General features: G+C 35.1%; 5 protein-coding genes. 1 reads left to right on the plus strand and 4 read right to left on the minus strand.

Annotation, left to right across the window (positions count from 1 at the left end; all coding sequences use genetic code 11):
• Positions 1 to 21 precede the first annotated feature (21 nt).
• The 4 genes from ACJJVT_RS14245 to ACJJVT_RS14260 all read right to left on the minus strand — a co-directional run bounded on the left by ACJJVT_RS14245 (position 22) and on the right by ACJJVT_RS14260 (position 11550).
• Positions 22 to 2334, minus strand: coding sequence for a GumC family protein (locus ACJJVT_RS14245; RefSeq protein ID WP_405399583.1), 2313 nt, complete (start codon positions 2332 to 2334; stop codon positions 22 to 24).
• A 111-nt stretch (positions 2335 to 2445) separates the two neighbouring features.
• Complete coding sequence (locus ACJJVT_RS14250) at positions 2446 to 3237, minus strand: polysaccharide biosynthesis/export family protein (RefSeq protein ID WP_405399585.1); 792 nt, start codon at positions 3235 to 3237, stop codon at positions 2446 to 2448.
• A 202-nt stretch (positions 3238 to 3439) separates the two neighbouring features.
• Positions 3440 to 4132, minus strand: coding sequence for a 4'-phosphopantetheinyl transferase family protein (locus ACJJVT_RS14255; RefSeq protein WP_405399587.1), 693 nt, complete (start codon positions 4130 to 4132; stop codon positions 3440 to 3442).
• Positions 4133 to 4167: 35 nt separating this feature from the next.
• Complete coding sequence (locus tag ACJJVT_RS14260) at positions 4168 to 11550, minus strand: amino acid adenylation domain-containing protein (protein ID WP_405399588.1); 7383 nt, start codon at positions 11548 to 11550, stop codon at positions 4168 to 4170.
• Positions 11551 to 12078: 528 nt separating this feature from the next.
• On the opposite strand from ACJJVT_RS14260, the gene ACJJVT_RS14265 reads away from it, so the two are divergent.
• Positions 12079 to 12954 carry a methyltransferase domain-containing protein gene (locus tag ACJJVT_RS14265; protein ID WP_405399590.1) on the plus strand — a complete coding sequence of 292 codons (876 nt, stop codon included), beginning with the start codon at positions 12079 to 12081 and terminating at the stop codon, positions 12952 to 12954.
• Positions 12955 to 12957 lie beyond the last annotated feature (3 nt).

Here is a 12957-nt window from a genome sequence, read left to right on the forward strand (position 1 = left end):
ATGGCGGTTAATTGCTACTAGTTATTTAGTAAAAACATCATTCATCACCACCATCGGATTTTTAAACTTTTTATTTGTTCTAACGTCTTCTATAATGCTTAAATCTTCTAGAGTAGAATGTTTTGCACGTACCATATAAAGACAGCAATCTGTAAACTTTGAAAGCGCAAGGGTATCTGCCAACTTACCAATTGGTGCTGAATCGATTAGAATGTAATCGAACTCTTGCCTCAACTGAGCCATCAAAGTTTCCATTTTCTTAGAATTGAATGATTCTAGTCCGTCAACCTGTTCTGAACCCAAACCAATAGCAAATAGGTTTTCATTGTCTTTCACCGGAATCAACAGATCATTTACCGTAATCGTATTAAAAGGTTGATTAAGATAATTAGTAACTCCGTATTCCTTTTTGGTTTCACCAAGCGTTTCTATTAATTCTGGATTGTGCTTATCTAATTCTAAGATGACCACTTTAGAGTTTGATGATGCCAAGGCTACTCCCATATTAGAAGAAAAGAATGTTTTGCCTTCTCCTTTAATTGCAGAGGTAACCAAAACAGTCTGTACCTTCTTCTTAGAAAGAATAAAATCTAAATTCATTCTCATCATTCGAAAATCTTGAGCCAAGGCACTTACTTCTTCGCCTTTTTCTATTAAATTTTTACCAGATTTATTATGGGCAATTTCACCTATTACAGGTACACTTGTTCTTTTCTCAATATCGTTCTTGCCTTTCACTTTAGTATTCAAAATATCTCTCAAGTGAATAATAGCTATAGGTAATGCTAAAGCCATTAATAAGGCTATCAATACAAATAGTTTTTTACTTGGCGAACCAGATTCGTAATCAGTAATAGCTTTATCGATAACGGTAAAATTATCTTGCTTCGCCCCTACCATTAATGCTGCCTCTTCTCGTTTTTGAAGTAGGTATAAAAACAGATTTTCTTTAATACCTTGCTCTCTACTTATTTCAAGTAATTGTTGTTGCATTGCAGGTATTCTCTGTTTCTTTTCTGCAAATTGATCAGACCTATTTTTAATACTACCAATAGTACTACGTAGGCTTTGTTTTGATGTAGAAAGGCTACCCAGAATATTACGCTTTAATTGCGATAATTGATCTCTAATATCGACCATTCTAGGGTTATTCTCTGGCACTGTTCGTTGCAAACTTTTTCTATCGATCTGTAATTTGTTATAACTATCGATTAAATATGTAAGATTAGAACTTGAAACATTTAAAGAGTTTATAGTCGATTCATTATCGCCCCTCTTTAAATTACGTTCAATTGAACTCAGTACTTTTAACTCAATTTCAGAGTCAGCTAATTTGCGATCATAATCAATTTCTTGTTCTGAAAAAGAATTTGCATCTAACTCAACATTGGCAAGTTCATTATCTGTTTTAAACTGTGCCACGTTCATTTCTACTTCACTAAGCTCTGTAGAAAGAGTATTTAAACGATTATCAATAAATTTTACATTTTCTAGTGCTACAGCATTCTTTTCTAAAAATGCTTTATAACCGTACATTTCAACTAGACCATTGATAATATCTTCACCCTTCTCTGGGTTCGATTCTTTCAATTCAATATTTATAACCGAAGCATCTTTATTGACTACATAAATATTTAATACCTTTTTTACATAGTCATGTGCCAATTCATCAATATCTCTAAATTCGGCAACAAACTCAGTATCTTTCGAAGTCGTTTTTTCATTCTCTACAATATGAAAAATGCCGTATGGTTTTTCAATTTTATAACCATAATTATAAGTGTTATAGCCATAAGAACTTGAAGTACTAGAATCTGTTAAGGCATCTTCGAACTCTTCAGTAATACTAAAGCTATCTGCACCTTCAATTTTGATTTTTAAAGTAGTTTCATAAGCAAGTGAAAATAAGGTATCAACAACGATCTTAAAAGGCAGTTCTGAACCATATAATTCTATCTCAGGAAAAACATCAGGAGCTATAACCTTGGCTTGTAACGACAAACTATCTAAAACAGATCGCATTAAATGCACAGAAGTAAGTACTTCTATTTCGTTATTTACCTTTTCAGAGTTACTAAACGGATTATTATTCACCAAGTTATTACCCGATGCATCAATAGTAGCTGTTTCGTTCTTTAATAATATTTTGCTAGTAACATCATACGATGTTCGCACAAATTGCAAGGCAGCCACAGCTAAAGCCAAAAATACAATCAAAGAAATTAGAAAAAATTTCCACGATTTAAGGTATTTGGTCAACAGTGCTTTCAAATCAAAATTTTCTCCGTTTTCTTTAGAAGACATTTGTGAATCGAAATATTCCTTTTCAGTCATTACATTCAGTTTTATATGGTAGTTAAGCTACAGTACGTATAACCGATATAGATTGGTTATATCACTTTAAGTTTTAGGTAAACTCTTTTTTATAAGGATATATTGTTGCGTTTACTTGAAAGTAGAAATAGAGATTACCGCTAATGATAACGAACCTAATATTACTGAAAACCATTGGGCAGCGTTAGATGTATTTCTAACCTTTCTATCGTTAGGCTGAACATAAACAATGTCATTTGGTCTCAAGTAGTAATTCGGAGAGGTAAACAATTCATCTGAAGTTAAATCAATTCTTTTTGTACTCTTTACTCCATCTTCTTCACTGATCAACAATACGTTGTTTCTCTGTGCGTAAATGGTCATATCACCTGCCATACCTAAAGCCTCAAGTAACGTTACCTTTTCATTCGGAATGGTAAATACTGCAGGCTGATTTACTTCACCTAAAACAGAAACCTTGAAATTCATAAATCGAATATCTACAATCGGCTCCATTAATAATCTTTTAGAGATCAATTCTTCTCTAATATATTCTCTTAGTTCTTTCTTGGTCAAGCCAGAAACTTCTATTTTACCTAAAACCGGGAAACGGATGAAACCATCTTGATCGATTAAATATCCTATAGGTTGTGCACCACCAGCGTTATTGGCTAGATTGAACATCTCTGTAACCTCTGCATTTAAACTCGTTATGTTTATGCTTAACAAATCGTTCTTCTGTAATATCGGTTCTAATGGCTCAAAATAAGTAGCAAACGAATTGTTACCTACTTCATTGAAGTAAGAAGACTTTTTTGCACTACCACAAGATGAAATTTGTACTGCAACTAATACTAGCAAGGCATATTTAAGTACGTTTACTCTTGTCTTTTTTAGGTTAAATGGGGAAATAATAGCTTTCATAAATAAAATAATTTGACGCTTATAGTTATTAAACATGGTAAGGTTCAAAATTACTTCAAACAAAAATCTATTTCATCTTAATTCCGATATCCTAGTTTATAAAATCGTCGTAATAAAGAAATAACGTAATTATAACCGTATCAGTATGTAGAATACATTAAGAGGAGAACACTTTATCGGCCACATACGATGTTTACCGCCGTTATCGAAAAGACTTTAAGTTATTTACCGACCCAAAATCGGTAAGTAAATGGGCTTTTAGACCTGTAACTACTAAATTTTTTTTATGAATTAAGCTTTGAGTTGCTATATGACACTTATAGTCAACATCTATACTGATTTCATTTAAAAAATAGGGCTGGTCAGCGATGACTGTAGATTGATTGCTGATTTCAAAGGATTGTAAAGGAATATGCAAGCCAGACCCGTTAGATTTGACCACAGCTTCTTTTTGAGTCCAATAGATATAGAATTGCTCTAATTCTTTTGGTGCCCCAACTATGGCTTCATATTCTGATGGTGAGAATTGATCTTTGAAATCTTCAATAGCTATAGCATTGATTTTCTCTACATCAACACCAATATCACCCGCCGATGTAATTGCACAAACAATTACATCATTAGCGTGTGAAATGTTGAATTGAATAGATGAGTTTTCTAAAAAGGGCTTTTTATCCTTTGAGAAATTCATCTTGAGGTTATCTATATCTACTTGATATAAATTCTTTAATCCGTATGCTAAAAGCAACCTACCTAATATGGTCGATTTCGCATCTTGCCAACGTTTATATTTTGAATATTTACGTACAAACTCCTCCGAGAACATATGCTCTGCATCTGCAAAAAAAGCATCGTTGCCGTCATCGGTTAAATACGTAAATAATAGATGTGTCATTTAAAAAAGCAATCTCAGATTTAAAATTTTATATTTTAAATCTCAATTTTCATATAACCACTTTCTTGGCTAGCATCTGCTACATACCAAGCTGGTTGACCTTTTTCATCTCTACCCAAACGTGCACCAGGTACCGGAGGCGTATTTAGTTTATCAAAAGAAGATTGCGAGCTAACCACATGATTACCATTTACACCTTCTTTAGTAAGTATACCTACAGCCACCAATTCGTCTATTGAAGACAATAGTGTTTTCATTAAGAAATCAACGTCATCACTCGTATATGCTGTGGTTAAGAAACAAGGGAAACCGTCCCAAATATGAATTCCTTTTTCACGCATACTAACGAATAGCAATTCTGAATACGGAATATCTTTCTTGAATTTCAATCTCCACAAAGAACCAAAATAAGTGATTTCAATTGGGAGTCCGTCTTTTGCAAAAGTAGTATTCAAGCTTTTTACCATACGCTCTGTCATAGCAGACACATTTGCCTGCAGACTTGGACCTTGTTCTTTCATATGAAGCAAGGCTGCCTTTGAAGAAGCCAATGCTAATGGGTGACGTACAAAAGTACCTGCAAAGTAAGTAACACCTACCTCAGGATACGAGTCATCACCATATTGCCAAAATCCGCCATCAAGCGCATCCATATACTCTTTTTTACCTACAATAGCACCGATGGAAACTCCTCCGCCCATAACTTTACCGTAAGTTGCTAGATCTGCCTTTACATCAAATAATGCCTGTGCACCACCCGGATGCATTCTGAAACCGGTAATAACCTCATCGAAAATAAACGGAATTTCTTCTGCAGTAGTTACCTCTCTAACATTCTTTATAAATTCTACGGGTTGAAACTCTGGTCTACGACTTTGAACAGGTTCTATAAGCACTCCCGCAATTTCATGTGCTCTTTCTTTAATTATCTGTAAACTTTCGTCTGTTCCATAATCAAGAATCAACATATTTTGAACTGCTTCTGGAAGTATACCCGCAGCAGCCGGGAATGTTTTTTTCTTTTGAGAACCTCTTACAATGCCTTCATCGTTAATACCATGGTAAGCACCTGTAAATGCAACAATAAGCGAACGCCCTGTTACTGTACGTGCAATACGCATAGCACCAAGAACCGCTTCTGACCCTGTGTTACATAAAGCAGCTCTATCATGACCTGTAAATTCACATAGCAGTTCACAAACCTCACCCGCTAATGGGTGTTGTGGCCCTACTTCATAACCCAATTCAATTTGGTCATGCATCGCTTTTTTAATGAAATCTGGTTGATATCCAAAGAAACAAGAACCAAAACCATTTAAAGCATCTATATATTCATTACCATCTACATCCCATAGACGGTTACCTGAAGATTTACCGATTACTACTGGGTAAACCAACTCTTTGGTCAATGGCTTAAAACCAGATACTACTCTAGGATCTGCCATTTTAGCTCTATTATCTTGAGCGTAATTTTTACTGCCAATGGTTTTGGCATTGTACTTTTCAGTAAGTTGTTTTAAATATTCTGATTGTACTTGATCTAAACCCGTTGATTTCTTCTCAATTCTTGGTGAAGCACCGAACGGTTTTTTATGTTCAAGCTTTTCTTGTTCTGAACGAGCATCTAAACTAGCTGTACCGTTCACCACTTTTGCTGGCACAGGCTTTTGAACAGCAACAGGTTGTGGAGCTTGAGCTACCGTATTACCTTGTAATAACTGAAGTTGCCTACTTAATAAGTTAAGCTGTTCACCTATTAAGCCAATAGCCGTTTGATTGGTAGCCGAAGTATTATAATTAGCAGGAACAACTTGTTGCACGTGATTAACAGTGGCAACTGGTTGAGGAGCTGCTTCTGCAACTGGTTTTGGTGCCATTACATCTGCCGGTAAATTCTTATCTAGGTAATTGGCTAAAAGCTCAGGCGTATTGATATCTTCATTTAGCTGTCTAAATGTAATCGGAATCTTAAATTCTCTTTTACAAGTAATTGCCATTTGTGTTAGAATCAAAGAATCTAATCCTAATTCTAGAAAGCTGCTGTCTTTGTCGGCAACTTCAAGCTCAATTCCGTATGAATTTGAAATTAGCTCCGAAATTTTATTTAAAATAGAGACGTTTCTCATTGGTGCGGCACTTTTTGGTTTTTCTATTATTCTAGTTATCGGCTGATCGGCATTCAAATGGGTTCTTTCTTTAGGAATAGATACCAACGGGTCGATCCAGCATGGTTTACGGTCAAAAACATAGGTTGGTAATCTAAGTTTTTGCCTTTCTTGATTTGTGTATAAGGCGTTCCAATCTACAGTAAGACCAGTTAGCCATAATTTACCTAAAGCTTTCAATACCCCGTGATAAGAATTTTCATCTTTTTTCGGGATATGTAAAGAAGCCAAAGATTTTATATTTTTTGCACCTTTGTTCTGGCGACTTAAAGTGGTAAGCGTGTTACCCGGACCCATTTCTAACAATACCACGTCTTCTAACTTTACTATGGTATCCATAGCATCTGAAAAACGTACGGTATCTCTTAAATGGTTTGTCCAGTATACAGGATCTACAGCCTCTTCATTCGTAAGCCAAGTACCTGTAACGGTCGATATTATTGGTAGTTCAGGAATATTTAAGTTGATATTCTTCACCACATTACCAAATTCCTCTAAAATAGGATCCATCATAGATGAATGAAAGGCATGACTAGTAGCTATTAAGCGGTATGGTAAACCTTGTTCTTTTAAAAGTTCACTAAATTTCGTAACCTCATCATCTTCGCCAGAAACCACACAAAGTTTTGCAGAATTTACAGCTGCTATCGATAATGTCTTCGGAAGAATTTTTTCTAAAGATTCTTGATCTATTCTAACGGTTAGCATACTTCCTTTTGGAAGTCCGCTTACCAATATACCTCTCATTGAAACCAATTTCAAGGCTTCTTCTAAACTGAAAACTCCGGCTAAATGAGCACCTACAAATTCCCCAAGGCTATGTCCACATAATACGGTCGGCTGTATTCCCCAGCTCATCCACAATTGTGAAAGCGCATATTCTATGGTAAATAATGCAGGTTGTGTATAACGGGTATCTTTTAACTTGTTTTCTGCTTCCTCAGAATTCACATCCTGAAAAATAATTTCTCTGATATCTACATTAATAGAATCTAACAATAAATCGGCACAAATATCAACAGCTTCTCTAAAAACGCTTTCCCCTTCATAAAGGTCTTTACCCATATTTAAATATTGGGAACCCTGACCTGGAAGTAAGAATACAATCTCACTTGGCACCGTTTTTACTACCGAAGACTGTACTGCCTTTATATCGTTATCTACTAAAAACTCAGCAGCAGTGATTGCATCATCGGCTAAAATAAATCTACGATTATTGAAACTAGCTTTAGTAGTACTTAAGGTATAAGCAACATCTGCTATATTCAATTCTGGTTTAGTATCAATATGTTTTTTTAGCTCAGTTTCAAATCCTGCTAAACTGGTTTGTGTTTTTGCAGAAATAGGTAGTAATTGTAAAGGACGTTGAAATTTAGAAGTCTTCGCTTCCATTTCATACTCCTCTACTACAACGTGTACATTGGTTCCACCTACACCAAACGAACTTACACCTGCTCTTCTAACCCCTTCAACATTCCAATCCGTCAGCTTATTATTGACATAAAACGGACTGTTTTCAAAATCTATTTCAGGATTAGGTTTATCGAAACCTAATGAAGGTGGTATTACTTTATGGTTAAATGCTAAAACTGTTTTTATTAGACCGGCAACACCTGCTGCTGCAGTCATATGTCCCATATTACTTTTCACAGAACCTAATCCGCAGAAATTCCGCTTTTCTTGTGCTCCAAAGGCAAGATTTAGTCCGTCAACTTCTATAGGATCACCTAAAGGTGTAGCCGTACCGTGCGTTTCAATATAACTTATGGTATCTGGTGAAACATTTGCATCATTAATAGCTGCTGCAATCGCATTCGCCTGACCCTCTGCACTAGGTGCCGTAAAGCTACCTTTATGTCCACCGTCATTATTGATACCAACACCTTTTACAACGCCGTAAATAATATCACCATCTTTCTTAGCCTCTTCTAAATCTTTCAATATAATTGCACCCGCACCATCACTAAAAACGGTACCCCTTGCTTGAGCATCAAAGGGTCTACAATGACCATCTGTACTCAGCATAGACCCTTCTTGATACAAGTGACCGCTATTCATTGGGGCAGTAATACTAGACCCACCTGCAACAGCAATTTCACATTGTCCGTTACGTATGGCTTCAACTGCCTCGGCAATTGCCAATAACGATGTAGAACAAGCTGAATGTATACTTACCGCCGGACCTTTTAAATCTAACTGGTATGCCGTTCTCGATGCTATATAATCTTTCTCATTTGCAGTGTCTAACTGCAGTTGACCAATAGTTTCTACTATTTCACTATTAGGCAGTATATTCTTTTTATAATATGTATTTGTACCCGTACCGGCATAAACCCCTACTCTACCTTTATAATGTTCTGGTAAATGACCTGATTGCTCAAGTACTTCCCAAGCCAGTTCTAAAAACAAGCGTTGCTGTGGATCCATTGCCTCGGCAAATTTCGGCGTCAGTCCGAAAAAACGGGCATCGAATGTTTTCGCTAGCGGCACAATACCTCTTGCGGCAACATACAAACTGTCTTTACGTGTAGCTTCAGGTATACTTTGGTCTAATTCTTCTGGAGTAAAAAATGAAATTGTTTCTTTTCCATTCTTTAAAACATCCCAAAATTCATCGATAGTATTAGCTCCTGGAAATCTACCTGACATGGCAATAATTGCTACATCTTTAGATGCATTGGCATCTTTCTTCTTGTACTTAAATTCCAGAGGTGCATTCTTATTATTTCCATCAAGAAATAATGAAAGAGATGCTATAGTCGTGTATTGATATAACTTGGTTACAGGTATACGAATACCCGTTGTCTTCATCATGGCATTGGCGACCTTTTGTGCCATGAGTGACGTACCACCCATTTCAAAAAAGTTATCATCTAAGCCTATACCAGATATACTTAATTCTTTTTCCCAAATAGCCGCAATATTCTTTTCTATTTTGGTACGTGGTTTTCTAAAAATTACATCTGAACTAGATCTTTCATAAGACGGTTCAGGCAATTTACTTTTATCAATTTTATCGTTGGCATTGGTAGGAAACTCATCTACCCACATAAAGAAAGCAGGTACCATAAATACCGGCAATTTTTCTTCAAGTCCCGATTTTAAATCACTAATTGATGGTTTCTCACCGTTAGCCTGCATATATGCAACCAATCTCGTTTCACCATCTTTATTGGTATTGGCTAAAACAACCGCTCTCTTTACACCTGAAATTTCATTTAAGGTAGATTCAATTTCACCGAGCTCTACTCGGTGACCACGAATTTTTACTTGGTGGTCTATTCTACCAACGAATTCAAAATTACCGTCTGGCAACAAACGTACTAAATCGCCTGAGCGATACATTTTCTCGCCTGGTAAAAAAGGATTAGCGGCAAACTTTTGCTCGCTAAGCTCTGGTCTGTTTAAATAACCGCGTGCAAGACCATAGCCAGAAACACATAACTCCCCAATAACACCAATAGGCTGCAATTGGTCTTGACCGTTTACAACAAACGTAGATAATGTAGGTATAGAATTACCAATATTAGAAACATTGGTTCTGATGTCCTCATCATCAATCATTTTAAAAGTTACAAATACCGTAGTCTCTGTAATACCATACCCATTTACAAATTGTATAGCTGGGAATTTTTGGTGCCATTTCTCTAAATACTTAGGAAATAAAGACTCGCCACCAAAAATGACATATCTTAATTTTAAATCAACATCGCCATCGGGTAAGCTACCCATGATATTCAAGAAAGAAGATGGTGTTTGACTTAAGACGGTCACTTTCTCTCTAATAACTAGGGACATAAATTCATAGGGGTCCTTAATTACCGAACTAGACGGGATAATTAATTTTCCACCGAACAACAGCGCACCGTACATTTCCCAAACCGAGAAATCGAAACAATACGAATGAAACATGGTCCAAACGTCAGTTTCATTAAAATCAAACAACTGATTATCATGTACGAACAAACTAACAATATTTGTATGTTCTAACATTACCCCTTTTGGGTTCCCCGTGGTACCAGAAGTATAAATGATATAAATTAAATCGTTAGGCTTTAAGTCAACACCTGTAATTTCTTCTGTAGAATAATCAGCTATTGTTGCATTAAATTCTTTTATTGTAGCTGCATCTACCGTAAAGTCGCAGTTACTATCTTCTTTTATATATTCTTTTCGTTTATTGGGGTAATTAGGATCAACAGGCACATATGCTGCACCAGCCTTCATAATACCCACCATACTGATAATAAGCCATTCGCTTCTTTCTAGAATCAAACAAGCCAAGTTACCTTTAATGGCCCCTTTTTTCTTAATTAAATAGGCTGCAAATTGATTGGAAAGTTTATGCAGTTCCTTATAGGTTAGACTACTATCTTCATATACTACCGCTATTCTATTCGGTGTCTTTTCAGCTTGTTCATTTAAAAGATCAACAATGGTTTTTTCTCTTGGGTAATCTACATAAGGTGAGTTGAAATCATTCAATATGGTAGATTGCTCTTTTTCTAATAGAATATCAATACTTCCTATCGCAGCAGATGGTTGTTCAATTAAACGTGACACCAAAGTCTTAAAGTGCACCATGAACTGTTCCATCACATCTTTATCGAAAACATTTTCATTGAAAATAACATCGAAATTGATATGCTCATCAGCAATATCCAATACTACCTTAATATTTGAAATAGAATCGACTGCGCCAACAAACTTGATAGCATCACCTGCATTTGAAATAGCAGGCGAGTTTTTTATAGCATTTATCGCTAGTACAAAATCTAAAACAGCATTCTCACCATTGTCCTTAACTAGATTAAAATCTTTTAAAAATTTATCGGTCGGGTATGGATTCGCTTTATGTAAAGCAAGTATCTCTTTTGTTTGATTATTTAAAGTAGTAAAGTCTGCAGTAGGGTCTATGTTATTTCTAAATAGTGATAGCTTATTATGAGCATTGTCGTTATCATCGATAGTTAAACCAAATGCAATATCAATTTGATTCGTGTATCGCTGTAATAGAACACTTAATGCCGTAATTAAAAATACTTCAATCTTAATATCGCCAGCTAAACTAACTTTTACTTTACTAGTAACATCACCAGAAAATCGGGTACGCAACAACGACCCTTGACCAACGCTATTCTTTACAGTAAGCTTTCTACTCGGCAGGTCCAATAATTTTACATCATCCAATAAAACATTCTTCCAATAGGCTATTGTAGAATCAGTTATTAAATTCACTTTTTTGGCTTCCATTATAAAATGATAATTAGATATAGACTTGTGGGGTTGTTATTTACTTATTTTCAAAAGGAAAATCATGATCGTTTTAAAACGCTATATGAATAACTTAATAATTATATAAAAATTTTAATTCATTAATGCTTTACGAATACTTTTAATTAAAGTTCCTGTATAAAATAATGTAAATAGACAATGCAGTAAAATTACTAAATATCATAAACATTTTTGTTTCAAACAAGTAGCGCAAAAGTAGTATTTTGATAATTAAAATTAAATAAAATATTGTTTATCAGTTACTTACATTGAATAATTATACTGATTGCGTCATTCATTATTTTTTTATCTCCTAAAATTTCATCGAGAAAAAAATAACGTTCTTCGAAATTGAATTGAGATTGCAAAATGAGGCCAAATAACCATAGTTTATAAGCAGATTTCGTCGGTAAATAACTGTAAATATTTACCAATGATATTAAGTTCTTAAAAAAGTTTTCGACAAAAGAACTATTATTACATATCAATTCTTTATTTCACCCCGTGATGAAAAGTAAAATTGTAATTCTTATTGGGAAGATTCTCCAGTTATTAATGCCGAAAAAAGCAAAAGAATTTGCTGAAAATGGCATGACGATAACAGATAAAAAATCTATACACCTGATAGATCTTTTTATGCGTAAAGCGCTATTGAAGAAGGCGGAGCAAGAGTTGGATTACGCAAAACTTTCTAAATTTCACGAAGCTTACTGGAAAAAACAAGGTGCCACTTATTTCTCTGCAACTGATGATTCTTTTGAAAATTCATTCTTACCTGAATGCACGTTTTTATTCGATCTTCTGGAGTTAAAATTATCTATGGAAAAACATAATTTTCATACGATTGTAGAAATAGGATGCGGCAATGGAAAGGTATTGAACTATTTAAGTACCAAATTTCCGAATGTTGATCGATTTGTTGGAATTGATCTTAGTCAACAACAAGTATCATTGAACAAGGATGGGTATTCAGGAAATGAAAAGCTTGAATTTGTAGCCTCTGATGGTTTTGAATGGGCAAATACCCACGCTACAGAGAACATGATATTTGTTACCTCTAGGGGTGTGCTAGAGTACTTTACAGAATCTAAACTACAAGAATTTCTATATCAATTAAATGCTCTGGGTAAAACAACGTTTATAGCTATTGAACCCAACGGAGTACATCATAATTTAGAAACCAACAAGACATCTCAACCCTACGGATATGAACGTTCGTTTTCACATAATTATGAGACCTTATTTAACACCGCCGGCTTTGACCTATGGCATAATACCAAAAAAGACAAGGGCTTAGATTATTACCTAAGGTATATGGCCGCAGATAACTACAGTAACATAGCCACTAGATCTTCAGCTCTATCCAAATCTCTAGTAAGATAATTA

Origin of the sequence: Maribacter sp. Asnod2-G09 (assembly GCF_045063795.1) — a bacterium.
In the GTDB taxonomy this organism is placed as follows: domain Bacteria; phylum Bacteroidota; class Bacteroidia; order Flavobacteriales; family Flavobacteriaceae; genus Maribacter.